This window comes from Variovorax sp. S12S4, from assembly GCF_023195515.1.
Classification (GTDB): Bacteria; Pseudomonadota; Gammaproteobacteria; order Burkholderiales; family Burkholderiaceae_C; genus Variovorax.
On sequence record NZ_JALPKR020000002.1, the window covers coordinates 5,270,080 to 5,296,083 of the forward strand.

The 26,004-nt window shown below is 65.5% G+C and carries 18 protein-coding genes, 1 tRNA gene and 3 pseudogenes; 8 read left to right on the forward strand and 14 right to left on the reverse strand.

The window, feature by feature from the left end; all coding sequences use genetic code 11:
- Positions 1 to 39: 39 nt before the first annotated feature.
- The 4 genes and pseudogenes from M0765_RS25840 to M0765_RS25855 all read right to left on the reverse strand — a co-directional run bounded on the left by M0765_RS25840 (position 40) and on the right by M0765_RS25855 (position 5,487).
- Positions 40 to 807 carry an ABC transporter ATP-binding protein gene (locus M0765_RS25840; protein WP_258506908.1) on the reverse strand — a complete coding sequence of 256 codons (768 nt, stop codon included), beginning with the start codon at positions 805 to 807 and terminating at the stop codon, positions 40 to 42.
- 40 nt (positions 808 to 847) lie between these two features.
- Positions 848 to 2,303 (reverse strand): annotated as a pseudogene (locus M0765_RS25845) (extracellular catalytic domain type 2 short-chain-length polyhydroxyalkanoate depolymerase).
- A 259-nt stretch (positions 2,304 to 2,562) separates the two neighbouring features.
- On the reverse strand, positions 2,563 to 3,750 hold the full coding sequence (locus M0765_RS25850) for a substrate-binding domain-containing protein (protein ID WP_258506910.1): 1,188 nt from the start codon (positions 3,748 to 3,750) through the stop codon (positions 2,563 to 2,565).
- A gap of 192 nt (positions 3,751 to 3,942) precedes the next feature.
- Positions 3,943 to 5,487: a sigma-54 interaction domain-containing protein gene (locus tag M0765_RS25855; protein ID WP_274708813.1), complete on the reverse strand. Its 1,545-nt coding sequence runs from the start codon at positions 5,485 to 5,487 to the stop codon at positions 3,943 to 3,945.
- A gap of 157 nt (positions 5,488 to 5,644) precedes the next feature.
- Here M0765_RS25855 and M0765_RS25860 point away from each other — a divergent pair, with 157 nt between their 5' ends.
- From M0765_RS25860 to M0765_RS25875, 4 genes are read left to right on the forward strand one after another with little or no spacing between them, the layout of a single operon-like run.
- Positions 5,645 to 6,367: a CerR family C-terminal domain-containing protein gene (locus tag M0765_RS25860; protein ID WP_258506911.1), complete on the forward strand. Its 723-nt coding sequence runs from the start codon at positions 5,645 to 5,647 to the stop codon at positions 6,365 to 6,367.
- Positions 6,364 to 7,863, forward strand: a complete 1,500-nt coding sequence (locus M0765_RS25865) for an efflux transporter outer membrane subunit (RefSeq protein ID WP_258506919.1) — start codon at positions 6,364 to 6,366, stop codon at positions 7,861 to 7,863. The genes M0765_RS25860 and M0765_RS25865 overlap by 4 nt, the downstream gene beginning before the upstream one ends.
- Positions 7,860 to 9,095 carry an efflux RND transporter periplasmic adaptor subunit gene (locus M0765_RS25870; RefSeq protein ID WP_258506924.1) on the forward strand — a complete coding sequence of 412 codons (1,236 nt, stop codon included), beginning with the start codon at positions 7,860 to 7,862 and terminating at the stop codon, positions 9,093 to 9,095. The genes M0765_RS25865 and M0765_RS25870 overlap by 4 nt, the downstream gene beginning before the upstream one ends.
- Positions 9,092 to 12,202 (forward strand): efflux RND transporter permease subunit, encoded by a 3,111-nt coding sequence (locus tag M0765_RS25875; protein ID WP_258506925.1) that lies wholly within the window; start codon positions 9,092 to 9,094, stop codon positions 12,200 to 12,202. Before M0765_RS25870 ends, M0765_RS25875 begins: the two co-directional genes overlap by 4 nt.
- Before the next feature lie 404 nt (positions 12,203 to 12,606).
- Here the strand turns inward: M0765_RS25875 and M0765_RS25880 are convergent, their stop codons facing one another.
- The 3 genes from M0765_RS25880 to M0765_RS25890 all read right to left on the reverse strand — a co-directional run bounded on the left by M0765_RS25880 (position 12,607) and on the right by M0765_RS25890 (position 15,724).
- On the reverse strand, positions 12,607 to 14,124 hold the full coding sequence (locus M0765_RS25880) for a tripartite tricarboxylate transporter permease (RefSeq protein WP_258506926.1): 1,518 nt from the start codon (positions 14,122 to 14,124) through the stop codon (positions 12,607 to 12,609).
- Position 14,125: 1 nt separating this feature from the next.
- Positions 14,126 to 14,662 carry a tripartite tricarboxylate transporter TctB family protein gene (locus M0765_RS25885; protein ID WP_258506928.1) on the reverse strand — a complete coding sequence of 179 codons (537 nt, stop codon included), beginning with the start codon at positions 14,660 to 14,662 and terminating at the stop codon, positions 14,126 to 14,128.
- A 102-nt stretch (positions 14,663 to 14,764) separates the two neighbouring features.
- A complete protein-coding gene (locus M0765_RS25890) occupies positions 14,765 to 15,724 on the reverse strand; it encodes a Bug family tripartite tricarboxylate transporter substrate binding protein (protein ID WP_157614336.1) in 960 nt (319 codons plus the stop codon).
- Between the two features lie 127 nt (positions 15,725 to 15,851).
- Between M0765_RS25890 and M0765_RS25895 the strand changes: the two genes are divergently transcribed.
- The 4 genes from M0765_RS25895 to M0765_RS25910 are packed head-to-tail and all read left to right on the forward strand — an operon-like array spanning position 15,852 to position 19,239.
- A complete protein-coding gene (locus M0765_RS25895) occupies positions 15,852 to 16,532 on the forward strand; it encodes a response regulator transcription factor (protein ID WP_258506938.1) in 681 nt (226 codons plus the stop codon).
- Positions 16,529 to 17,950, forward strand: coding sequence for a sensor histidine kinase (locus M0765_RS25900; RefSeq protein WP_258506939.1), 1,422 nt, complete (start codon positions 16,529 to 16,531; stop codon positions 17,948 to 17,950). Before M0765_RS25895 ends, M0765_RS25900 begins: the two co-directional genes overlap by 4 nt.
- Before the next feature lie 2 nt (positions 17,951 to 17,952).
- Positions 17,953 to 18,387, forward strand: a complete 435-nt coding sequence (locus M0765_RS25905) for an RNA-binding S4 domain-containing protein (protein WP_126749532.1) — start codon at positions 17,953 to 17,955, stop codon at positions 18,385 to 18,387.
- A 45-nt stretch (positions 18,388 to 18,432) separates the two neighbouring features.
- Complete coding sequence (locus M0765_RS25910; protein ID WP_258506942.1) at positions 18,433 to 19,239, forward strand: PPK2 family polyphosphate kinase; 807 nt, start codon at positions 18,433 to 18,435, stop codon at positions 19,237 to 19,239.
- Positions 19,240 to 19,288: 49 nt separating this feature from the next.
- Here M0765_RS25910 and M0765_RS25915 read toward each other — a convergent pair whose 3' ends face one another.
- The 7 genes and pseudogenes from M0765_RS25915 to cysS form a co-directional block, all read right to left on the reverse strand.
- Positions 19,289 to 19,957, reverse strand: a complete 669-nt coding sequence (locus tag M0765_RS25915; RefSeq protein WP_258506943.1) for a hypothetical protein — start codon at positions 19,955 to 19,957, stop codon at positions 19,289 to 19,291.
- Between the two features lie 387 nt (positions 19,958 to 20,344).
- Positions 20,345 to 20,437 (reverse strand) — tRNA-Ser (locus M0765_RS25920).
- Positions 20,438 to 20,463: 26 nt separating this feature from the next.
- A complete protein-coding gene (locus M0765_RS25925; RefSeq protein ID WP_021007716.1) occupies positions 20,464 to 21,732 on the reverse strand; it encodes an aspartate kinase in 1,269 nt (422 codons plus the stop codon).
- Positions 21,733 to 21,800: 68 nt separating this feature from the next.
- A pseudogene (gene tilS, locus M0765_RS25930) lies at positions 21,801 to 22,777 on the reverse strand (tRNA lysidine(34) synthetase TilS).
- 11 nt (positions 22,778 to 22,788) lie between these two features.
- Complete coding sequence (locus M0765_RS25935) at positions 22,789 to 23,769, reverse strand: acetyl-CoA carboxylase carboxyltransferase subunit alpha (RefSeq protein WP_258506946.1); 981 nt, start codon at positions 23,767 to 23,769, stop codon at positions 22,789 to 22,791.
- A 16-nt stretch (positions 23,770 to 23,785) separates the two neighbouring features.
- On the reverse strand, positions 23,786 to 24,436 hold the full coding sequence (locus tag M0765_RS25940; protein WP_157614396.1) for a DNA-3-methyladenine glycosylase family protein: 651 nt from the start codon (positions 24,434 to 24,436) through the stop codon (positions 23,786 to 23,788).
- Positions 24,437 to 24,453: 17 nt separating this feature from the next.
- Positions 24,454 to 25,831: pseudogene (cysS, locus tag M0765_RS29575) on the reverse strand (cysteine--tRNA ligase).
- Between the last annotated feature and the right edge of the window lie 173 nt (positions 25,832 to 26,004).

Genomic DNA, 26,004 nt, shown 5'->3' on the forward strand with positions numbered 1-26,004 from the left:
GCCCTCCCCAGCCGGGGAGGGAGAAATTCATCGACGCCTTCATGCAACCGCCTCCTTCGCAATGCCCAGGTAGGCCTCTTGCACCACCGGCGAGGCAATCACCTCGGCCGGTTCTCCATCGGCCACCAGCGTGCCGTTGTGCAGCACGATGATGCGGTCCGCGAGCTCGCGCACCACGTCCATCTTGTGCTCGACCAAAAGAATGGTCTTGCTCTTGTCCTGCTTCAGCTTGCGGATCAGGTCGAGAATGACCGGCGCCTCGGCCGCGTTCATCCCGGCGGTTGGCTCGTCGAACATGAAGACCTTGGGCTCGAGCGCCATCAAGAGCGCCACCTCCAGCTTGCGCTGGTCGCCATGCGGCAGGCTCGCCACGGTGGCGTGCTCGCGAGATTTCAGCGCCACGTCGGCCAGGATCTGGTCCGCGCGTTCAGTCAGCGCCTTGTGGTCGCTCCAGATGCTCCACAGGTTGAGCCCGCGCCGGTGCGCGCCTTCGCGCGTGGCCTGCACCGCAAGGCGCACGTTCTCCAGCACCGTGAGATTGGGGAACAGGTTGGTGAGCTGAAAGGCCCGCCCCAACCCCGCGTGCGTGCGTGCCGAAGGCGACAGCCCCGAGAGCAGTTGCCCATCGAGCGACACCGTGCCCGCGCTCGCCTTGAGCTGGCCCGAAATCAGGTTGAAGTAGGTGGTCTTGCCCGCGCCGTTGGGGCCGACGATGGCCGTCAACGTGCCCGGCGAGAAGGCGCAGCTCACGTTATTGACGGCCACGTGCCCGCCGAAGCGGATGGTCAGGTCTCGGGTCTCAAGCATCGTTGGTCTATTGCAAATAAAAGTCGGGGACCGGTCGGTCTCAACAAGTGCCGATCACGTAGTAGTTAGGGCCGGTCTGCTTCAGCGTCGTGGTCACGTAGATGTTCCACAGCCCCATGGCTTGCGCCGAGCCATAGGCATACGTGAGGCCCCACAGCGCATAGGCGCGCCCGGCCACGGTATGCGCATAGTTGCTGGCGGTGTAGCAGGTGCCGCCACCGCCGCTGCCGGCCAGCGTGGTGCCCGTGGCCGCGCCCGACATCGCACCCTGTGCGTTGTTGGCGTCCAGCGCCGCCACGGTCCAGCTGTAGGTGGTGGATGCCGCCAGCCCGGTGTCCGTGTAGCTGGTGCCCGTCACGGGTGCGGCGTTGACCTTGCTGCCGCCGCGGTACACGTTGTAGCCGCTCGCGCCCGAAACGCCGGCCCAGCCGATCACCATGCTGCTGCTGGTCGCGCCCGAGGTGCCCACGCCGGTGGGCGCCGGCAGAGACGAGCCGCCGCCAGAGCCGGTCACGCGATCGACCATCGCCTTGAGCGCCGCCATCTGCGGGCCCGACTTCTTTGCGTAGTTCGCGTTGTCGTAGCCCCACCAGTCCCAGCAGCTGTTGGTGGCCGCGGTGCTGGTCTGCGGATAGATCAGCACGATGTTGTTCGTGTCGGCCCAGCGGTTGTAGCCGGTCTTGCGCACGTACTGGTCGCCCACGTCGGTGTAGTTCTGCTTGCAGCCGTGCAGCACCATGTGCACGCGGCACGAAGCTGTGGTGCAGGCCTGCGGCACGTAGATCCACCCCGTCGCGGCCACGCCGTGGCCGGTGATGAATTCGGACTGGTTGAACTCGGTGAACGTGCCGCCCAGCGTGCCGTTGTTGCGCGGGTTCAGCGGGCCGTAGAGATGCTGCAGGATGTCGCCGGCAAGATCGAAGCCGCAGTTGTTGATGTAGGGCGCGGCAGTAGTGCTGCAGGCGCCGCCGTAGTCGTCGGTCACCATGGCGTGACCGGCGCCGATGTTGTTCTTGTAGACCGTGTTGGCGGCGGGCACAAAGCTCTGGTAGTAGGTCTTCAGGTCGTCCATGACCGCCGGCTTCACGGTGTTGTCCGACGTGCCGGAGAAAAGGTACACCTTCGACGCCGTCATGTTCGACACCGGGTCGATCGCGCCGCTGGTGGCCCAGCTGTTGGTGGTGCTGACGAGCGACGACACCGGAATGCTGGTGCTGTGCGTCATGCAGCGCCCGGTGGCGTTGAGCACCGAGCCCTCGGCGCAGTAGTACGGCCCGCCGGCCACCACGCCGGCACCGCGCTTGAAGGTGGCCGAATAGGCCACGTGCAGTTGCACCGCCATGAAGCCGCCCGCCGAAAGGCCGGACACGCTCACTTCCGCCGGGTTCGCGCCCAATGAGGGCAGCGGCACCGCCGCGGTTGCCGTTGCTACAGGCACCAAACGCCATTGCCGCAGCCGCGGCCAATCCCTTCCAGTTCCATCGCATCGCTGCCATCGCTGTCTCCTTCTGTTGTAGGTTTGTCGAACGCTTGCTTGATTGCTGACGAATCGGCCGTTGGTGACGCCGCGCCCGCGCCGCAAGGCGCAAGCTGGCGCTTCGCCCGGCGGCCACCCGGGGCGAAAAGTTAGCGGCGTGTCCCTGGGCCCTGAACACTCAAGGAACACCGCGGAACCGGCTTTGCCGGGCCGCTGGTGTTGCCCCCGGTAGGGGTTGGCGAAGCGACACGAAGTGCGCGCAGACTGGGGGCGAGCCCTTATCTCTTGTTCTTGATGGGGATGTCCATCTCTTCAGGCTTGATCTCGCGCACCAGCTCGGGCACGCCCCACGCGAATGCCGGGTCGACCTTGATCTTGAAGTGGTACATCGACTGCATCGCCTGGTGGTCTTCCTTGCGGAAGGTCATCTTGCCCTTGGGCGTGTCGAAGCTCATGCCTTCCATGGCGCTGATGAGCTTATTGGTGCCGGTGTCGCCGCCGGTCTTTTTGAGCGCCGTGACCACCGCCATGGCGGCAGAGAAACCGCCCGCGGTGAAGAAGTCCGGCGGCGCCTTGAATTCCTTGTAGTGCGCCGACACCAGTGCCTCGTTGACCGGGTTCTTCGGAATGCCGAAGTAGTAGTAGGCCGCACCTTCCATTCCGGGCAGGTTCTTGTAGGCCGCCATGGCCGGCAGGATGTTGCCGCCGGTGGCAATCTCGATGCCATAGCGCTTCAGGTCCAGGTCGACAATCTTGAACGGGTTGCCCGCACCGGCCCAGACGATCCAGATGATCTTGCGGCCAGGCTGGTCCTTGAGCTTGTCGATCAGGCGCTGTGCGCCGGCCGTGAAGTCCGTGGTGGCGGGCGGCAGGTATTCCTCGTGCACCAGCTTCGCCTTCTTGAGCGCGGCACCGAAGGCCTTGACGCCATCGCGGCCGAAGGCGTTGTCCTGCGCGAGCGTGGCAACGGTCACGCCTGCCTTGTCGATGGCCACCGCGTTGGAAATCGCGTCCTGGCTCGAGTTGCGACCAGTGCGGAAGATGTACTTGTTCCACTTGTCGCCGGTGATCGAATCGGCCACCGCGGGCTCGACGATGAGGATCTTCTTGTACTCCTCGGCCACCGGCAACATGGCCAGTGCCACGCCCGAAGCCGTGGGGCCCACCGCCAGCGCGGCCTTGTCGTCGGAGTAGGCGGCCGCCAGAAGCGACTTGCCGAGGTCGGGCTTGCCCTGGTCGTCCTTCTCGATAACCACGAGCTTCTTGCCGTTGACGGTCATCGTGCCGCCGGTGGCATAGTCCAGGCCCATAGTGAAGCCGGTCTGCGTCTGCTTGCCGTAGGCCTCGAGCGGGCCGGTCTTGCTGTAGATGTGCGCGATGCGGATTTCGTTGGACTGGGCCCAGGCGGGTGCGGCGGCGGCGCAAGCGGCGAGTGCGGCCAAGGCAACGAGGTGGCGACGGTTCATTCTTTGTCTCCTTTGATAGGTGACTGAATATTGCACACTTCGTGCCAGCGGTTAACTCATTGATAACAAACGCTTCTTCATTTGGAAGAAGCGCTATTCGACTGAATTCAGAACAACTGTCGTGTCTGAATTTTGATCACATGTCTGCCAATCAGTCAGGGTTTTTGCGGAGCAGGCCAGGTCGTTTGCGCTTTACGCCTGCCGCTCCTGGCTCGTCATCCGCTCATACAGGGTTGCACGGGAAATACCGAGCAAGCGCGCGGTCGCCAGCTTGTTGCCGCCGGTGGTCGCCAGCGCCGCTGCAATTGCCTTGCGCTCGAGTTCGGCCACCTGTTGCGCAAGCGGCCGGAGCAGCGCCGCCTGCTCGTCGGCATCGTGCGCACTCTGCAGCGTGGCCGGCAACTCGATCTGCTCCAGCCCCGCCTCGCGCAAGATGCGTTCGAGCTGCGTGGCGTCGATGCGCTGTGAATCGCTGCGCATGGTCACTTGCTCCAGCACATTGCGCAGCTCGCGGATGTTGCCGCGCCAATGCTGCCCGGCAAGCAGCGCGAGCGCATCGGGCGTGAGTTCGGGCGGCGCCTCGCCGCTGCGCAGCGCCATGTCTTCGCCCAGGGCTTCGACCAGCGCCGGTATGTCGCTGCGGCGTTCGCGTAGCGGCGGCACGCGCAAAGGCAGCACGTTGAGGCGGTAGTAGAGGTCTTCGCGGAACTGGCCGCGGCGCACCAGCTCCGGCAGGTCGCGCGAGGTGGCGGCGATCACGCGCGCATCGAAGGGCACGAGCTTGTTGGAGCCGAGCGGCTCTATCTCACCCTCTTGCAGCGCGCGCAGCAGCTTGGCCTGCAGGCCGAGCGGCATGTCGCCGATCTCGTCGAGGAACAGGCTGCCCCCGTCGGCCAGCTTGAACTTGCCTTCGCGCCCACGCCGGTCGGCGCCGGTGAATGCGCCGGGCGCAAAGCCGAAGAACTCGGCCTCCAGCAGCGTGTCGGGCACGGCCGCGATGTTGACGCTGACGAACTGCCCCTTGGCTCGTGCCGATGCCGCATGGATCGCATGCGCGAGCAGTTCCTTGCCGGTGCCGGTTTCGCCGAGCAGCAGCACCGGGCTGGTCGACTGCGCGGCGCGCCGTGCATGGCGCTTTACCTCTACCGCCGCGGGGCTGCTGCCGATGAAACTCGCAAAGGTGTATTTCGAGCGCCGCTGGCCGTCGGCCGCATGCAGGTACAGCGGGTTGTTGCGCTGGGTTGCCAGCTCGCGCCGCGCATCGTCGAGGTCGCGCTGCAGCAGCGCAAACTTGCTGATGAGCGGCTGCAGCGTCGTTTCGGGCTGGTCGAACAGCACGATGCCGATGGCGCCGATGACCTCTCCCGCCCTACCCTCGCGACCGTCGTGCTCGGCGCGTAGCGGGATGCGGCTGACGACGAAAGTACCCGCTTTGTTGGTGAGCAGGTCGACCAATATCGGCTCGCCGGTCTCGAGCACGCGCCGCATCTGCGTGTTGGGAATCACGTCTTCGACCATGTGCCCCAGGAACTGGTCGATCGAAGAAAAGCCCAGTGCAGGCAAGAAGCGCCGGTAGCCTTCGTTCACCCACACGATGCGGCCGCTGCGGTCGACCAGGAACATGCCCTGGCTGATGCTCGAGAACAGATGGAACATCGAGCGCGCGGCCAACGCGAGGATGCCCTCGGCATCAAGGGGCAATGCGGAAGATGCGGTGACGGGCGGAGCGGCGGACATGGGCGGATCGTAGCGTGCATCAATCCGCAACAAATCGGACATCAATGCGGCACTGGAATTGTCCAGAATTCACATTCAACCGACGAGTGCGACTAAAGCCCTCATCCGGCCTTAAGTAAATCAATCGTTTGATTACTCGCATGGTCTAATCGCGGGCATGAGCGCCTCCGCCCTTCAAGCCATTACCGCCCGCGCTCCTCGAAGCGACGGCGTTGAAGCGCGCCAGCGCCTTCTCTACGCCGCACTCGCGCTCTTTGCCGCCAACGGCTACGCCAAGACTTCCACACGCGAAATTGCGCGCAACGCCGGTGTCAACATCTCTGCCATCAGCTACTACTTCGGCGACAAGGCCGGTTTGTATGCCGCCACCTTCGGCGAGCCGATGGGCGGCAATGCCGGAGACTTCGTGCAGCTTTACGACGCACCCGACATGCCGATCGAAGAGGCGCTGCGCATCTTCTTCACCCACATGATCGAGCCGCTGAAGCAAGGCGAGATCGTGCGTCAGTGCATCCAGCTGCATCTGCGCGAAATGCTCGAGCCCACCAGCCAGTGGGCCGAAGAAATGGAACGCGACATCAAGGCGCCGCACAAGGCCATTGCGGGCATTCTGTGCCGCCGGCTCGGCCTTTCGCGGCCCGACGACGACGTGCATCGCCTGACCTTCGCCATCACCGGCCTGGCCATGCAGCTCTTCGTGAGCCAGGACCTCGTCGAAGCCATACGCCCCTCTTTGCTGAACACGCCGCGCAGCGTCGACACCTGGGCCCAGCGCCTCACCAGCTACGCGCTTGCGCTGGTCGAGGCCGAAGCCTTGCGCCGCCAGGCCGCCGCCAAGCCCGCGGCCGCACAAGTCCGATCCGGGAGAAAGAAGACATGAGAAGACTTCGATTGATTTACACGCTATGCCTGCCGCTCGGCCTCGGGCTCGGGCTCGGTGGTTGCGGGTTCATGAGGCCGCCCGCCGCGGTGGAAGCGCCGATGCCCGCGCAGTGGCACGCGCCGCTGCCGCACGGCGGCTCGCTCGCGTCGCTGGCCGACTGGTGGCGCCAGCTCGACGACCCGCTGCTGGTCGAACTCATTGCCGCGGCCGAAGCGGCGAGCCCTAACGTTGCGAGCGCTGCGGCGCGCGTGGCCGAGGCGCGCTCCACCCGCATTGCGGCCGGTGCGGCGCTGCTGCCCAACCTGGACGGCACGCTGTCGGCCAGCCGCGGCGTCTCGGGCTCTTCGCTCGGATCGGGCGCTTCAGGCGCCTCGTCCGGCAGCGGCGGCGCCACCGCACTTGCGCCGGTGACCACGCTGCAGGCGGGCCTTCAGTCGCAATGGGAAATCGACCTGTTCGGCCGGCTGCGTGCCGACCGAGACGCTGCGCGCAACCGTCAGGAAAGCGCCGATGCCAAGTGGCATGACGCACGCGTTGCAGTAGCGGCCGAAACCGCGAACGCCTATTTTGCCGAGCGTGCCTGCCAGCAGCAGTTGCGCGTGTCTGAATCGGACGCCCGCTCGCGCAGCGAAACCGCGCGGCTCACCGACCTTTCGGCGCGTGCCGGCTTTACCGCGCCGGCCAATGCCGCGCTCGCACGCGCTAGCGCCTCCGACGCCTCGGGCCGCCTGACCCAGCAGCGCGCCCTGTGCGCAGTGCAGCGCAAGGCGCTGGTGGCGCTCAGCGGCATCGACGAAACGACGCTGGAGCAAAAGCTCGCCGCTTCGCCGGCACAACGCGCCCTGCCGGCGGTGGGCAGCATTGCCAGCGTGCCGGCACAAGCCATCTCGCAGCGGCCCGATGTCTATTCCGCCGAACTGGGCGTGGCCGCCGCAAGTGCCGACGTGGGTTCGGCCGAGGCCGCGCGCTATCCGCGCCTGTCGCTCTCGGGTTCCATCGGCCGCATGCAGATACGCACCAGCGGCTTCCGCGAATCGCTCGACACCTGGACCGTGGGGCCTGTGTCACTCACCGTACCCCTGTTCGACGGCGGCACGCGCGCCGCCAACGCCGAAGCGGCGAAGGCGCGCTACACCGAAGCCGTCTCGCTCTACCGGGCCAACGTGCGCCAGGCGGTGCGAGAGGTGGAAGAAGCCCTGGTCAACCTCGACAGCACCAACGCACGCGCCACCGATGCCGACACGGCCGTGCAGAACTACCAGGCCTCGTTCGACGCCACGCAGGCCCGCTACCAGAGCGGCCTGGCCAGCCTGTTCGAACTCGAGGATTCGCGCCGCACGCTCTTTGCGGCGCAAACCGCGCGCGTCTCGCAGCAACGCGAACGCACCGAAGCCTGGGTTGCGCTCTACCGCTCGATGGGCGGCGGATGGGCCCGCCCCGAATCGCCCTCTATGACCTCCAACCCGACCGCCAAGGTCGCGACGTCGCCATGAAAAGAATCAAACGCTCTACCCTCGTCATCGCGCTGCTGGCGCTCGTCATCGTGGTTGCCGCGGCCTTGTGGCTGACGCGCAGCAAGCCGGCGGGCGAGCCCGGCGCCGCGCCCACGGCCGCCAAGGGCAAGGACGGCGCAGCGCCGCCCCGGCCGACCCTGACGGTGACCGTCGCCAAACCCGAGCCCACCGAGCTGACGCTCACGCTGGCGGCCAACGGCAACGTGGCAGCGTGGCAAGAGGCCAGCGTGGGCTCCGAATCGAGCGGCCTCAAGCTGGCAGAGGTTCGCGTGAACGTGGGCGATGTGGTGAAGAAGGGCCAGGTGCTGGCCGTGTTCTCGCCGGAAACTGTGCGGGCCGACATCGCTCAATCGCGCGCCTCGCTCGCCGAAGCCAGGGCCACGGCGGCCGATGCCGCGGGCAACGCGGCGCGCGCCCGCACGCTGCAAGCCACGGGCGCGCTGAGCCAGCAGCAGATCAACCAGTACCAGACGGCCGAGCAAACTGCCAAGGCACGCGTCGAAGCGGCCGAAGCCGTGCTGGCCGCGCAGGAAGTGCGCGGCCGCAACACGCAGGTGCTGGCGCCCGACGACGGCGTGATCTCTTCGCGCACCGCGACGGTCGGCAGCGTGGTGGCTGCGGGCACCGAGCTGTTCCGGCTGATCCGCCAGGGCCGGCTCGAATGGCGTGCCGAGGTGACCTCGGCCGAGCTCAGCCGCATCGCAGTGGGCACCACGGCCTTCGTGGTCAGCGCAAGCGGCGCGCAGGTGCGCGGCAAGGTGCGCAGCATTGCGCCCACGGTCGATCCGCAAACGCGCGCGGCGCTGGTCTATGTCGACCTGCCGAACGTGCAGCAGAACACCGGCATCAAGGCCGGCATGTTTGCGCGCGGCGACTTCGAACTCGGCCGCAGCTCGGCGCCCACCGTGCCGCAGAGCTCCATCGTTCCGCGCGACGGCTTCAACAACGTGTTCATGCTGCTGCCCGACAACCGCGTGGCGCAGCTCAAGGTGCAGACCGGCCGCCGGGTCGGTGAGCGCGTCGAAATCACCAGTGCGCTGCCGGAGGGCGCGCAGATCGTGGTGCAGGGCGCGGGCTTCCTGAACGACGGCGACCTGGTGCGCGTTGTGGCGGCACCCGCACCCGCGGCGGCCGGAGCCCAGCCTGCCGCATCCGCCGCATCGGCGCCCGCGGGCAACCCCGGCGCCAACGAAACAAAGGCACGCCCATGAACGTTTCCGCATGGTCCATCCGCAACCCGATTCCGGCGGTGATGCTGTTCGTGCTGCTCACCTTCGGTGGGCTGCTGTCGTTCAACGCGATGAAGGTGCAGAACTTTCCGGACATCGACCTGCCGACCGTGACGGTCTCGGCATCGCTGCCCGGCGCCGCGCCTTCGCAGCTGGAAACCGACGTTGCGCGCAAGCTCGAGAACTCCATTGCCACGGTGCAGGGCCTGAAGCACATCACCACCAAGGTGCAGGACGGCGCCGCGACGCTCATCGTCGAGTTCCGCCTCGAGAAGCCGGTGCAAGAGGCCGTGGATGACGTGCGCTCCGCGGTGCAGCGCGTGCGCGCCGACCTGCCGGCCGACGTGCGCGACCCGGTCGTCACCAAGCTCGACTTCGCGGCCCAGCCGGTGCTGGCCTTCACCATCGCCTCGCCACGCATGGACAGCGAGGCGTTGAGCTGGTTCGTCGACAACGACATCACCAAGAAGCTGCTCGCGCTGCCCGGCGTGGGCGCGGTCAACCGCGTGGGCGGCGTCACGCGCCAGGTGCATGTCGACCTGGACCCGGCCAAGCTGCAGGCGCTGGGCGCCTCGGCGGCCGACATCTCGCGCCAGTTGCGCCAGGTGCAAACTGAAAGCGCGGGCGGCCGCATCGACCTGGGCGGAAGCGAGCAGCCGGTGCGCACGCTGGCCACCGTGCAGTCGGCCGACCAGCTCGCGGACATGCAGATCGCCCTTTCCGATGGCCGCCGCATCCGGCTCGACCAGGTGGCGCGCATCAGCGACACCATCGCCGAGCCGCGCGCCGCGGCGCTGCTCAACGGCAAGCCGGTGGTCGGCTTCGAAGTGGCGCGCAGCCGCGGCGCCAGCGAAGTGGAAGTGGGCCGCGCCATCCAGAAGGCGCTGGCCGACCTGCGCGTGCAGCGCCCCGACATCGAACTGACCGAAGCCTTCAACTTCGTCGACCCGGTGGAGGAAGAGTACGACGGCTCCCTGCATTTGCTGTACGAGGGCGCCATCCTGGCTGTGATCGTGGTGTGGCTGTTCCTGCGCGACTGGCGCGCCACTTTCGTCTCGGCCGTGGCACTGCCCATGTCCGTGATTCCGGCCTTCATCGGCATGCATCTACTGGGCTTTTCGGTCAACGTGATCTCGCTGCTCGCGCTCTCGCTGGTGGTCGGCATACTGGTGGACGACGCCATCGTGGAGGTGGAAAACATCGTGCGCCATTTGCGCATGGGCAAGTCGCCGTATGAAGCAGCCATGGAGGCGGCCGACGAAATCGGCCTGGCGGTGATTGCCACCACGTTCACGCTGATTGCGGTGTTTCTGCCCACGGCCTTCATGAGTGGCGTGGCGGGCAAGTTCTTCAAGCAGTTCGGCTGGACGGCTTCGCTGGCGGTGTTTGCGTCGCTGGTGGTGGCGCGGGTGCTCACGCCGATGATGGCTGCCTACATCCTGAAGCCGGTGGTCGGCGCCGAGAAAGAGCCGCGCTGGCTCACGGTCTACATGCGCGCGGTGGAGTGGAGCACGCACCACCGCTTCAAGACGATGGTGTTCGCCACCCTCTTCTTCTTCGGTTCGCTGGCGATGATTCCGCTGCTGAAGACGGGCTTCATTCCGCCGGACGACAACTCGCAGACGCAGATCTATCTCTCGCTCGCGCCCGGTTCCACGCTCGCGCAAACCACCGCGGCCGCGGAAGAAACGCGAAACCGCGTGATGAAGATCAAGCACGTGAGAAGCGTCTACACCACGGTGGCCGGCGGCAGCGCGGGCGGCGACCCGTTCGCCAACTTCGGCACGCCCGAAACGCGCAAGGCCACGCTCACCATCAAGCTCGACGATCGCGGCGACCGGCCACGCAAACAGGTGATCGAAAACGAGATTCGCGCAGCGCTCGAAACGCTGCCCGGCGTGCGCAGCACCGTGGGCCTCGGCGGCTCGGGCGAAAAGTACATTCTTGCGCTCACCGGCGAAGACCCTGCGGCCTTGGCCAGTGCGGCCAGTGCCGTCGAGAAAGACCTGCGCACGGTGCCCGGCCTTGGCAACATCACCTCCACCGCGAGCCTGATCCGTCCAGAGATTGCCGTGCGCCCCGACTTCGCGCGCGCCGCCGATCTGGGTGTGACCAGTTCAGCCATTGCCGAGACCTTGCGCGTGGCCACGCTGGGCGACTACGACCAGGCGCTGGCCAAGCTCAACCTCGCGCAACGGCAGGTGCCCATCGTGGTGAAGCTCGAAGATTCGGCGCGGAAGAACCTGGATCTGCTCGGCCGTCTTTCGGTGCCGGGTACACGCGGCCCGGTCATGCTGAGCCAGGTGGCGTCATTGACGATGGAAGGCGGCCCAGCCGTCATCGACCGCTACGACCGTTCGCGGAACGTGAACTTCGAAATCGAGCTCTCGGGCGTGGGCCTGGGCGATGCCAAGACGGCGGTGACATCGCTGCCATCGATCCAGAAGCTGCCACCCGGCGTGCGCGTGACCGAGATCGGCGACGCGGAGGTGATGACCGAGCTGTTCGCGAGCTTCGGCCTCGCGATGCTCACGGGCGTGCTGTGCATCTACATCGTGCTGGTGCTGCTGTTCAAGGACTTCCTGCATCCGGTGACGATTCTTTGCGCATTGCCGTTGGCATTGGGCGGGGCGTTCGTCGGTTTGCTGATCGGGCAGAAAGCGCTTTCGATGCCATCGCTGATCGGGTTGATCATGCTGATGGGCATCGCGACCAAGAACTCGATCCTGCTGGTCGAATACGCCATCGTGGCGCGGCGCGACCATGGCATGAGCCGCTGGGATGCGCTGCGCGACGCCTGCCACAAGCGTGCACGGCCCATCATCATGACCACACTGGCCATGGGCGCGGGCATGTTGCCGATTGCGGTGGGTCTTGGTACGGCGGACTCAAGCTTCCGCTCGCCGATGGCAATGGCGGTGATCGGGGGGCTGATTACCTCTACCGTGTTGAGTTTGCTGGTGGTGCCGGCTGTGTTCACTTATGTGGACGACATCGAGCACTGGATTCGGCGAACTGTGCGCAAGCTGCGGGGACAGCCGGCTGATCCGCACATCGACGACGACCTGGTCGAGGCACCACGAACTTGAATGTGCTGCGCCCTCTCCTGCTGACTGCGGGGAGGGCGTTGGTTTTTACGCCGTTGTTTGCGGGGTTTTGTTTGGGGCGCCGCTGTTTTGGGCGCCGCTGTTCACGGCGTGTGCAAAGGCCACCGGGTACTCCCCTCCGCGAATGTCCCCGGGGCTGCGCCCCTCCTCCTTTATTTCGCTGCGTGGAGCACCCGATGCCCTGTGCACCGGGGCACGCTCGTGGTGTACCGCTGATCAACCACTGCTCTTTGCAACGCGCCCGTCGATGGGGTGCCTTGCGCAGCGAAATAAAGGAGGAGGCCGCAGGCCGGGGGACATTCGCGGAGAAAGGTACCCCGTCGGCGGGTGCGCCGCCCTGAACAGCGCTCAGCCAAGACGAAAGCGCCCGTAACGTCCAGCAGAAATTATTGAGCCGCCAGCCGCGCCAGCTTCCGATCGCTCATCCGCTTGGCAACGCGCGGCAACACCAGCACCGCCACGATGATGACCACCAGCGTGATCGACATCGGCCGCTGGAAGAACACCGAAGCGCTGCCTTCGCCGATCGACATGGCATTGCGCAGCTGAGCTTCCGCAAGCGGCCCGAGGATCATGCCCACCACGACCGGAGCGGTCGGGAAGTCGAAGCGGCGCATAACCACGCCGAGCAGGCCGATGCCGTAGAGCAGGAACAGGTCGAACGCGCTCTGGCGCATGCCGTAGGCACCGACCGTTGCGAAGATCAGGATGCCCGCGTAGAGCTGCGGCTTGGGAATCTTCAGCAGCTTGACCCACAAACCGACCATCGGCAGGTTCAGCACCAGCAGCATCACGTTGCCGATGTAGAGCGAGGCGATCAGTGCCCACACCAATGCGGCGGAGGTAGTAAACAGCTGCGGGCCAGGCTGGATGCCGTAGTTCTGGAATGCGCCGAGCAAGATGGCCGTGGTGTTCGACGTCGGAATGCCCAGCGTGAGCAGCGGAATCAACGCGGCGGTCACCGTGGCGTTGTTGGCGGCTTCGGGGCCGGCCACGCCTTCGATGGCGCCCTTGGTGCCGAACTCGGCCTTCGCGTCCGCGTCCTTCGCCAGCTTCTTTTCCGTCGCATAGCTCAGGAAGGTCGGGATCTCGGTGCCGCCGGCCGGAATGCAGCCGAACGGGGTGCCGATGGCGGTGCCGCGCAGCCAGGCGGGAATCGATCGCTTCCAGTCGCGCGCCGTCATGTGAACACGGGTCAGCTTGTTTTGGCCCTCGACCACTTTGCCCTCGTAGAGCACGGCATACAGCACCTCGGCCACCGCGAACAGGCCCACTGCCACCAGCACGATCTCGATGCCGTCGAGCAGCTCAGGAACGCCGCCGGTGTAGCGGCCCTGGCCCGAGATCTGGTCCAGGCCGATGCAACCCGCTGCAAGGCCGACGAACAGCGCCGTCATGCCGCGCAGCGTGCTCTTGCCGAGCACTGCGCTCACGGTGGTGAAGGCCAGCAGCATCAGCAGGAAATACTCGGGCGGCCCGAGCTTGACCGCGAACTCGGCGACGAACGGCGCAAACAAAGTGACGATGACGGTGGCGATGGTGCCGGCCACGAAGGAGCCGATGGCGGCGGTGGCAAGCGCAGCGCCCGCGCGCCCGCTCTTGGCCATCTTGTTGCCCTCCATCGCCGTGACCATGCTGGCCGTTTCACCGGGCGTGTTGAGCAGGATCGACGTGGTCGAGCCGCCGTACATGGCGCCGTAGTAGATGCCCGAGAAGAAGATCATCGAGGCCGTGATGTCGACCTTGCCGGTAATGGGCAGCAGCATGGCCACCGCGACGGCCGGGCCGATGCCCGGCAGCACGCCGACGGCCGTGCCCAATGCACAGCCCACCAGGCACCAGAGCAAATTGACGGGAGTGATCGCGGCGGCGAAACCCGCCATGAGTGCGTTGAAGATTTCCATGTCAGAGCCACCCGGTTGTTGTCAGGCCCGGCAGGTTGATGGCCAGGAACTTGGTGAACATCCAGAACACGGGAGCCGAGATGAGCGCGCCCGTCAGCAGATCGATGGCCCAGGTGCGCGGCGCGCTGGCCGAAGGTTGCCCGCTCGCGCGGCGCAGGCCCTGCACGGCGAGCAGGTAGCACAGCATGCAACTCAGGATGAAGCCGAGCGTGGTGATCAGCGCCGCGTTGAGCAGCAGGCCGGCCGACACCCAGATGAAGCCCGGCCAGTAGGCATGCTCTGCGCCCGAGGGGGCGTCGAGTTCACGAAAGCCGCCGGTGCGTGCTTCCCAGAGAATCCAGGCGCCGCACAGGGTGAGCACGCCCGACACCAGCCAAGGCAGAAAGTTGGGGCCGACGCCGCCGTAGCCGGCTTCTGAAGAAATGCCAATGGCGCCGAAACCCAGCGCCAGGCCGGTCAGCAGCACGCCCGCGCCGACCAGGGTTTGCGGCCACGTGACCGCGGGTTGCGGCGAGACCGAGGATTCTGGAGTTGTCATTTTTCTCCCACAGTCAGGGAAAGGAATGGGGCCCATTGAAGGGCCCCACTATCGAAAGAGCCCCCAATCTCCGAAGTACGCGAAGACTTGGGGCGAGCGAAATCAGATCATTCCGGACTTGGCCATGATGGCGCGCAGGCTGGCAAAGTCGTCGTCAACGAACTTGGCGAAAGCCTCGCCCGACAGCACGGCCGGCGTCCAGTCGTTCTTCTTGAGCGACTCGGCCCACGACGGGCTCTTGAGAGCAGCCAGCACCATGTCGGTCAGCGCCTTGCGCTGTTCGGCGGTAATGCCAGGGGCGCCATACACGCCGCGCCAGTTGCCGATTTCAACGTCGATGCCCTGCTCCTTCAGCGTGGGCACGTTGATGCCCGGCAGGCGCTGGGCGGACGTGACGGCAATGGCCTTCATCTTGCCGGCGGCAATGTACTCGGCGAATTCGCTGTAGCCGCTGCCGCCCACGGTGACGTTGCCGCCCAGGATGGCGGCGGTGGCTTCACCGCCTCCGCGGAAGGCCACGTAGTTGATCTTGGACGGATCGGCGCCGACCTTCTGCGCGATCATGGCCGCGGCAATGTGCTCGGTGGAGCCGCGCGAACCGCCGCCCCACTTCACGCTGCCCGGGTCTTTCTTGAGCTGCTCGACCACGTCCTTCATGGTCTTGAAGGGCGAGTTGGCCGGCAGCACGAACACGTTGTATTCGGTGGTGGTGCGCACCAGCGGCGTGGCCTGCGACAGGTTGACCGGCGGCTTGCCGGTAATGATGCCGCCCAGCATGACGGAGCCCATCACCATGAGCGCGTTCGGGTCTCCCTTGGAGCCGTTCACGAACTGGGCCAGGCCCAGTGCGCCCGCGGCGCCGCCCTTGTTGTCATAGGTGACCGTATCGGCCAGCTTGGCGTCGGTCAGTGCCTTGCCCAGCGCGCGGCCCGTGGTGTCCCAGCCACCGCCCGGGTTGGCTGGAATCATCATCTTGACGTTGGCAGCGGCGCGCGCCGACAACGGCAGGGCTCCGGCGGCGGCCAGCGCGGCCAATGACTTCAAAAAGGTGTCGCGACGCATCGTTGTCTCCTGAGAACTAAAGAAAACCTGACTTGGGCCTGAGCCGCTATCATGCGCCGCCCCGCTGTCAGTTGGCTGTCCGCTGGACTGGGGAAAACACCGAAGTACCATTCCCCCACCTCACCCCATGAAGCTGCTGCTGGTCGAAGACGATCCCTCGATGCAGGTCACCCTGCAGCGCGCCCTCGCCCGCAGCAAGATCGACGTGCGCATCTGCGGCGACGGCGCGCTGGCCGTCGAGCAATGGCGCGAGCTGGAGCCCGACGTGGTGGCGCTCGACCTGAGCCTGCCCAACCTGGACGGCCTCCAGGTGCTGGCCCAGGCCCGTGCCGCCGGGCTGCGCACGCCCGTGCTGCTGCTGACCGCCCGCGGCACGGTGGGCGACCGCATCATGGGCCTGAACGCCGGGGCCGACGACTACCTGCCCAAGCCGTTTGACCTGGACGAACTCGAAGCCCGCATCCGGGCGTTGCGCCGGCGCCACCAAAATGCCGGCCCCGACATGGGCCTCAACCCCCAGGAGGTGGGCGGGCTGCGCTTCGAGCCCGAAAGCGGCGCCGTCTACCACCGCGGCGGCATTTTGGAACTCACGCCGCGCGAACTGGCGCTGCTCAAGGCGCTGATGATGAAACCGGGCCACGCCGTGAGCAAGGAGCGCCTGTTCGAACTGGTGTTTCCGGGCGAAACCGATGTGCAGTACGAAGCCGTGGAGGTGGTGGTGTACCGCCTTCGCAAGAAGCTGGCGGGCACGGGCGCGGCGTTGATGACGCTGCGCGGGCTGGGCTACCTCTTGCGCGCCGAACCATGAAGAAGGCCTTGTCGCTGCGCGCGAGGCTGCTGTTCGGCATTCTCGCGCCGGTGGCGCTGTTCATTGTGATCAACAGCGTGAGCCTGTACCGGCAGAGCCTGGCGGCGGCCACCACGGCCTACGACCGTACCCTGCTCGCCTCGGCCAAGACCATCGGCGAGCAGCTCGACGTGGAAGGCTACGACGAAGCGGCGCGACTGCGCGCCATCGTTCCCTATTCCGCGCTTGAAGCCTTCGAGGCCGACAACCGCAGCCGGCTTTTTTATCGCGTTTCCGCGCTCGATGGCGAGATGGTTTCGGGCTTTGCCGAACTGCCGTTCTGGCGCGGCCAAATTCCTGACCGCGGGGCCTATTCGGCGCTGGTCGACTTCTACGACGCACGTTTTCGCAACCAGCCGGTGCGGGTGGCAGTGTTGCTGCAACCCGTCGCCAGCGCCAAGGGCCGCGGCATGGCGGTGGTGCAGGTGGCCGAAACCCTCGAGTTGCGCGAGACGCTGGTGCGCAAGCTGCTCACCGACATGCTGTGGCGCCAGCTGCTGCTGATGGGCGTGATCGCGCTGGTTACCGTGCTCGTGGTGCAACGCGCCACGCGTCCCGTGCGGGAGCTCGGCGAGGCCATCGAGAAGCGCGCGGCCGACGACCTCTCGCCCATCGATGCACCCGATGCGCCGCGCGAACTGCGCCCGCTGGTCGATGCCACCACCGAGGTCATGGGCCGGCTGCAGCGCCTGCTCGACCACCAGAAGCGCTTTGTGCGCGACAGCGCTCATCAGTTGCGCACGCCGCTGGCGGTGCTGAAGGCGCAGGTGCAGTCAGCACGGCGCGGCGACGTGGCGCCCGAACAGGCCCTGAGCGAGATCAGCCAGACCGTGGAGCGCGCCACGACGCTCGCCAACCAGATGCTTTCGCTCGCCAAGGTGGAGCAATTGCGCCAGCAGCCTGAATCGGTTCCGCTGGAGCTGGGCGAAGTGGTGCGGCAGATTGCGTTGGATCTCTCGCCGCTCATCGCCGACAAGGCGCTGGACTTCGAACTGGCCGTGGACCAGCCTGTGACGGTGCGCGCGCACCGCTGGATGCTGCAGGAGCTCACGCGCAACCTGCTGCACAACGCCATCAAGCAGAGCCCCCGGGGCGGTGCTCTTTCGGTAATGGTCCAGTCCACCGGCGGCGAAGCAGTGTTGACGGTGCGCGACGAAGGCCCCGGCATTTCGGCCGAGCTTCGCCAGCGCCTGTTCGCCCCGTTCTCCGCCGGCGACACCGGCAGCGGCTCCGGGCTGGGCCTGGCCATCTGCCGCGAAATCGTGCTGGCGCTCGGCGGCCGCATCAACCTCGACAACCGCGGCGTGCAGGAAAATTCCGCACAGGTGGTCGGGCTCGACGCTGTCGTGCGGCTCCCTGTCTACCACCACAATTCCTGAATATGGATCGCTTGCGCATCGACAAATGGCTTTGGGCCGCCCGCTTCTTCAAGACGCGGTCGCTGGCCGCGGAAGAGATCGGCAAGAACCGTGTGCAGGTGAACGGCGACGTTGCCAAGGCGTCCCGCGAGGTCAAGGCGGGCGACACCGTGGCCATCCGCCTGGGCGCTGTAACGCGGACTGTGCTGGTGCGCGGCCTGAGCGGTCAGCGCGGGCCAGCGCCGGTGGCGCAGCAGCTCTATGAAGAGACGGCGGAGAGCATCGCCGCGCAGGCCGCCGCGCGCGAACAGCGCCGCATGGGCAGCGAACCGGCGCTGGCCATCGAGCAGGGCCGGCCAACCAAGCGCGACCGGCGGGAGCTCGACGGCGCGGCGCGCCACGCCGATTGGGACAACCGCTGGAGCGCATCCATCGATCCGGATGAGTCCGACCGCTGACCGCCGATCGCGTACGCTGCGTGCTTTTGCACGGAGCTCCGGTTCATGGCCAGCCTTAAAAAATACCGCGTCGGCAGCAGCTTCCAACTCTCGCAGGTGAGCCCCGGCGACACGCCGTTTCTCGAGGGCAACGAAGCCGCGCAAGTCGCCGAAATAGACGAACTGGCGGGCGAACTCGACGAAATGCAGGACTTGCTGCATGCCGAAGGCCGTCGCAAGGTTCTGCTGGTGCTGCAAGGCATGGACACCAGCGGCAAGGACGGCACCGTGCGATGGGTCTTTTCGCGCACCTCTCCGCTCGGCGTTCGCGTGACAGCCTTCAAGGCGCCCACTGACGACGAACGCGCGCGCGACTATCTCTGGCGCTGCCACGCGGTCGTGCCGCGCACAGGCGAAATCGCGGTATGGAACCGCAGCCATTACGAAGACGTGCTGGTGCCGGTGGTCGAAGGCTGGATCGACAAGGCCGAGGCCAAGCGGCGCTATGCGCAGATCAACGACTTCGAGCGCCTGCTGGTCGAAACCGGCACGGTGGTCGTCAGGTGCATGCTGCACATCGACAAGGAGGAACAGCGCGAACGCCTTCAGGCCCGAATCGATACGCCCGGCAAGCAATGGAAGTTCAGCATGGGCGACCTCGAGGTGCGCACCAAGTGGAGCGCCTACCAGCAGGCCTACGACAAGGCGCTGCGCGCCACTTCCACGGACCACGCGCCCTGGTATGTGATTCCCGCCAACCACAAGCGGCACCGCAATCTCATGATTGCCAAGCTGCTCATGAAGACCCTGCGCGAAATGAAGCTCAAGGCGCCGGCCGCGGACCCTGCGCTGAAGGGGATGATCATCAAGTGATCGGGCGGGCGCAGGCCGTCGGCGCACGCGGCGCCGCGGCCATCGAGGGTCAGGAGCGGCGAACGGCCGACTGGCCCAGCACGCGGCACTTGCCGAATTCGCAGCGCACGGCCCAGGTTGCGCCGTTCGAGCACGGCACGCTGTAGGCCTCGTAGCCGGGGCCCTTGGCCGTCAGCTCCGCGCGCGGCTGGATGCTGCACCGCCCGGCCTTCGCGACGACTTCGGCGTTGTAGGTGTCCACGCCGGTGCGACGCGGCGCCATCACGACTTCGGGATTGAAGGAGTGGCCGTAGAAGGTGTCGCGCACGTTCGGGTCGAGGTTGTGATATCCGCGCTTCGCCATGCAGTGCACGATTGCGACCTGCTGGTGCTCGGCAATCACGCTCGCATCGGGCTGGTAGCTCATGTCGATTGCGGCAGCCGCAATACCGCCCTTGGCAGCAGCCACCACGATGCCCTGCCCGTGCACCACGGCCAAGCCCAAGCCCAGCGCCAGCCACATGGCATCACCCGATTCGCTGCGCGCGGTGATCCGCGTCGCCGCGGTGCGGCAATCGGCCACGTCGCTGTCGTATCGGGCCTTGTCGACGCCTTCCATGGCCACCATGGGCACATAGGAAAGCCCCGACCCTGTTCCAGGCTCCGTCGGTGTCGGCGGCGTGCTGACGCACCCGGCCAATGCAACAACGGCGCACACGACGCTCAGCAGCAGCTTCATGGAGATTCCCTCGTCCTCTTCGCGATAGTTCGGCCGATTTAACCATACAGATGGTTACTTTTGCCCCAGATTTGTCGCAAAGCTGCTACGGATCAAATGGTTGTACGAGATTTATTTACGCCCATTTCTGATCTCGGCATATCAATGCTCCAGCTCGCAAGTTGCGATGCTGGGCGCCACCGCGCTGCTCGCCTCCTCTCAGTTGATTCGGCTCACCCCGGGAGAAGACCCAACTCGGGCATTCACGCGGCGAGGGCGAAGGACCTTGAGGCATCGGAAAACGCAGACGAAAAAAAAGCCGCCGATGGCTTCAAAGCCATGCTGGCAGCATTTCCCAAGCATGAAAAAAGCCCTGTCAATCCGAAGATCAACAGGGCTTCATCAGCTTGGCGGAACCGGAGGGATTCGAACCCTCGATGAGGCTCTACACCCCATACTCCCTTAGCAGGGGAGCACCTTCGGCCACTCGGTCACAGTTCCTGAAAGAAGCCGAGATTATGCCACTGTCAGGCGGCAGGTTGGTCCAGATCGAAGGCTTTGTGCAACGCGCGCACGGCCAATTCCATATATTTTTCGTCGATGACGACCGAGGTCTTGATCTCGCTGGTCGAAATCATCTGGATGTTGATGCCCTCTTCGCTCAACACGCGGAACATCTTGCTGGCCACGCCCACGTGGCTGCGCATGCCGATGCCGACGATGCTGACCTTGCAGATCTTGGTGTCGCCCACGATCTCGGTCGCGCCCAGCGAGGGCATGACCTTCGACTGCAGCAGGTCGACCGTCTTCGCATACTCGTTGCGGTGCACGGTAAAGCTGAAGTCGGTGCGGCCGTCCTTGCTGAGGTTCTGGATGATCACATCGACTTCGATGTTGGCGTCCGCCACGGCACCGAGGATGTGATACGCGATGCCCGGCTTGTCGGGCACGCCCAGCACCGAGATCTTGGCTTCGTCGCGGTTGAAAGCGATGCCGGATACGACGGCTTGTTCCATGTTTTCGTCTTCCTCGAAAGTGATCAGCGTGCCGGACTTGGCTTCTTCATTGATGTCGATGTCCCAGGGCGTGAAGCTCGAAAGCACGCGCAGGGGCACCTTGTACTTGCCGGCGAATTCCACCGAGCGGATTTGCAGCACCTTCGAGCCCAGGCTCGCCATTTCGAGCATCTCTTCGAAGCTCACGGTCGAGAGGCGGCGCGCATCGGGCTCCACGCGCGGGTCGGTCGTATAAACGCCGTCCACGTCGGTATAGATCAGGCACTCGTGCGCCTTCATGGCGGCCGCAATGGCCACGGCCGAGGTGTCGCTGCCGCCGCGGCCCAGCGTAGTGATGTTGCCGCTGTCGTCCACACCCTGGAAGCCGGTGATGACGACCACCTTGCCAGCATCCAGGTCGGCGCGCACGCGTTCGTCGTCGATGCTCTCGATGCGGGCCTTGGTGTACGAGTTGTCGGTGCGCACCGACACTTGCCAGCCCGCGTAGCTCACGGCTTCCATGCCTTCGGCCTGCAACGCAATGGCCAGCAGCGCGGACGAAGCTTGTTCGCCGGTCGAGGCGAGCATGTCGAGTTCGCGGCCGTGGGCGTCGCTGGGTTTGCTCGGGGCCAGCTCTTTGGCAAGGCCGAGCAGGCGATTGGTTTCGCCGCTCATGGCACTCGGGACCACGATCATCTGGTGGCCGGCGCGCGCCCACTTGGCGACGCGCTTGGCGACATTCTTGATGCGCTCGGTCGAGCCCATCGACGTACCGCCGTATTTGTGAACGATCAATGCCATGGGTGAATTCAGAGAAAAAGAAAGGGGCCGCTGCACTCCCGAGTGCCAACGCGGCGCCCTGCAAGCCGTCAGCGCGAAGCCTTGGGCGAGGGCCTGGAATTGTACCAATGCAGAAAATCGCCCCGCCGCTCGACGAAACCGTTGGCCACCTTGAGGTGGATGCGATGGCCGCGCGTGGTGCAGGCCTGCAACTGGCTCAGCAATTGGTCGAGCTGCGCCGTGCTGGGGGCGCAGCCGTGCGCCTGCATCAGCCAGTGCCGCAGCACGTTGGCTTGGCGCGCCTGCGAAAGCAGCCGCAGCGCGGCAATGCGCGGCGGGTCGCCCACCACGCCCAAGTCTTGCGCCGCCAGTTCGCCCAGCAGTTCCTGTGCCTGCGCGGCATGGCCGATGCTGCGGGTGAAGGTGGAACGGAACTGCGGAAAAGCCTGCGCCAGCGCGGGCAACAGCACGGCGCGGATCCGGTTGCGGGTGTAGCGCTCGTCCTGGTTGGTCGGATCCTCGATCCAGGGCAGGTCGAGGCCTTTCAGCCAGGCACGGATATCCGAGCCGGGCACGCCCAGCAGCGGTCGGTAAATGTCGAGTCCATTGCGCCGCGCATGGGCCGGCATGGCCGCGAGGCCCGGCAGTCCCGCCCCCTGGACAAGGCGAGCAGCAATGTCTCGACCTGATCATCTGCGTGGTGCCCAAGAACTATCGATTTGATCGCGCCGGCCGGTTCGGCCGAGCCGGCCATCGCTGCGAAGGCCTCGTAGCGGGCCCGCCGTGCCGCGTCTTCAGGACTGTCGCCCTGCGCATGCCGAGCGTTGACGCGATGAACGACCAGCGGCACACCGAGCCGCTCGCACACCGCAGCGCAATGCCGCTCGAAATCGTCGGCTGCGGCTTGCAGCCCGTGGTGTACGTGAAAGGCGACCACCTGCCCCGGCCAGGCCGATGCGCAAGCGGCCAGCAAGGCGGTGGAATCCGCCCCACCGCTGAAGCCCACCGCCAGCGGCAGCTGCGCCGGCTCGAACGCGGCCATCGCGCGTTCGAAGGCTTCGTTCATGGGGCGCTTGCTTATCTGCCGGTGTCGGCCTTGGTGTCGTTGAAGCGCCCGTAGCTTTGCAGGCGTTCGTAGCGGCGATCCAGCAGTTCCTTCGGCTTCAGGTCGCTGACCTGGCGGAAGGCGTCGTTGAGGGCGCGCTTGAGAAAAGCGGCCATCTGGCGATGGTCGCGGTGCGCGCCGCCGACCGGCTCGTTCACGATCTTGTCGACCAGGCCCAGGGCCTTCAGGCGGTGCGCGGTAATGCCGAGGGCATCGGCCGCTTCCTGCGCCTTGTCGCTGGTCTTCCAGAGAATGGAAGCGCAGCCTTCGGGGCTGATGACCGAGTAGATGGAGTACTGCAGCATCAGGAGCTGGTCGCCCACCGAGATGGCGAGTGCGCCGCCAGAGCCACCTTCACCGATGATGGTGACGATGATTGGCACTTCGAGCTGCGCCATTTCATAAATGTTGCGGCCGATGGCTTCGGATTGGCCGCGCTCCTCGGCATCAATGCCTGGGTAGGCGCCGGGCGTATCGACGAAGGTGAAGACCGGCAGCTTGAACTTCTCGGCCGTCTTCATGAGCCGCAATGCCTTGCGGTAGCCCTCGGGCTTGCTCATGCCGAAGTTGCGCGCGGTGCGCTCCCTGGTGTCGCGCCCCTTCTGGTGGCCCAACACCATGCAGGGCGTGCCATTGAAGCGCGCAAGCCCGCCGACGATCGAAAGGTCGTCCGAGAAATGCCGGTCGCCATGCAGCTCGACGAAGTCGGTGAAGATTTCGTTGACGTAGTCGAGCGTGTACGGGCGCTCCGGATGCCGCGCGATCTTGGTGATCTGCCAGGGCGTCAGGTCGCTGTAGATGTCTTTGGTGAGCTGCTGGCTTTTCTTGCCCAGCTGGTCGATTTCCTCCGAGATGTCGACCGCCGATTCGGTCTGTACATAGCGCAGTTCTTCGATCTTGGATTCGAGTTCAGCAATGGGCTGCTCGAAGTCGAGGAAGGTTCGTTTCGCCAACGTCTTCTCCTGTTGTTCAGTATGCGACCGGTACCGGGTCGAGCGAGCGCCAAATATACCAAGTTGCCACACTGCAAAATGGTGCCCAGGCCACGGCAACGTCGCGGGCATCGCTGCGGCTCACGGGATCGCCCGAAAAATAGTTCACGCTGATGCCGTTGAGCAGGCCCAGGTCGTCCACGGGCAGCACATTGGGCCGCATCAGGTGAAAGATGAGGAACATTTCGGCCGTCCAGCGGCCAATGCCGCGGATGGCGACGAGCTCTTCGATGATGAGCTCGTCCGACATGTCCTTCCAGGCGTCGACGTGCACCGCACCGGAATCGAAATGAATGGCCAGGTCGACCAAATATTCGACCTTGCGCGCCGACAGCCCCGCCGCGCGCATGTCGTCGACCTTGAGCTTGAGCACGTTGGCCGGGGTTAGCTTGCGCGGCAGCACCGCGAACTTGTCCCACACCGTTTGCGCGGCCTTCACCGAAATCTGCTGGCCCACGATGCTGCGCGCGAGCGTAGTGAATGCGTCGCCGCGCGACTCGAGGCAGGCATCGCCGAATTTCGGGATCAACCGCTTCATCACGCGGTCCTTCTTGGCCAGGTGCTTGCAGGCCTCCTCCCAATAGTCGGGCGTGAAGATCTGGACGCTCGATTTCCTGGTTGCAGGCATGGGGTTGGTGGTTCCGTTCACTGCGCTGCGGCCCAGGTCGTGCCGGTGGGCGAATCCTTGAGCACGATGCCCTGCGCCAGGAGGTCGTTGCGAATGCGGTCGGCCTCGGCAAAGTTCTTTGCGGCCTTGGCGGCTGCGCGCTGCGCAATCAGCACCTGGATTGCGGCATCGTCGAGACTGCTGCCCGCTTGCAGAAACGCCTTGGGATCACCTTGGAGCAGCCCCAGCGTACCGCCGAGCACCTTGAGAAGCCCGGCGGTTTCCGCGGACTGCGTACGGTGGACTCCCGTGGCCAATTCAAACAGGATTGCAATGGCCCCAGGCGTGCCGAAGTCTTCATCCATCGCAGCCTTGAAAGCAGCTGCGTGCGGGTTCGTCCAGTCAAGCGCGACTGGCGCGGGGGTAACCAGGTCCAGCGCCGTGTAAAGGCGCTTGAGCGAGTTGCGGGCGTCGGTCAGATGCGCATCGCTGTAGTTGAGCGCGCTGCGATAGTGCGTGCGAACGAGGAAGAAGCGCAGGCTTTCGGCGTCGTACTTCTGGAGCACCTCGCGGATGGTGAAGAAATTGCCCAGGCTCTTGGACATTTTTTTCGTTGTCCACGCGCACGAAGCCGTTGTGCACCCAGAAGCGGGACAGCGGCTTGCCGTGGGCGCCCTCGCTTTGCGCAATTTCATTCTCGTGGTGCGGAAACTGAAGGTCCGCCCCGCCTCCATGGATATCGAAGGTTTCACCAAGCGTGGCGCAACTCATCGCGGAGCATTCGATATGCCAACCCGGGCGGCCGGTGCCGAAGGGGCTGTCCCACTTGGCATCGTCGGGCTCGGATGGCTTGGCTGCCTTCCAGAGCACGAAGTCGAGGGGGTCCTGCTTGCCCTCGAGCACTGCGACGCGTTCGCCGGCATGCAATTCGTCGAGCGACTTTCCCGACAGCTTTCCGTACCCGGGAAACTTGCGCACCGCATAGTTCACGTCGCCGTCGGGCGAGCGATAGGCCAGCCCCTTGCGCTCCAGCGTCTCGATGATGCCGAGCATTTGCGGAACGTACTCCGTCGCACGCGGCTCCAGAGTGGGAGGTTCGATGCCAAGCGCGCCGATGTCTTCGTGCATGGCGGCAATGACTTCATCAGTCAGTTGGCGAATCGTGATGCCACGCTGCACCGCGCGAGCAATGATCTTGTCGTCGATATCGGTGATGTTTCGCACGTAGGTCACGGCGTAGTCGCTCGCTCGCAGCCAACGCTGCACCACGTCGAAGGCCATCATCATGCGGGCATGACCGATGTGGCACAGGTCATAGACCGTCATGCCGCACACGTACATGCGCACCCGGCCCGGTTGCAATGGGGAGAACTCCTCCAGTTCACGCGAAAGCGTGTTGTAGATGCGCAGACTCATGAGGCTCGGAAAGCGTCGCTTCGCGCACGTGCGGCACGGGCGAACGACGTTGAATTTCAGGGGTGACGGGACAGTGGCCGCGAGGGGTTGGACATGGCCCCTCGGCTACAATGCATCGCAGTATAAACGGCTGCTGCCGTGTACATTCCGGGTGTTTTCAAGGCCCGCACTTC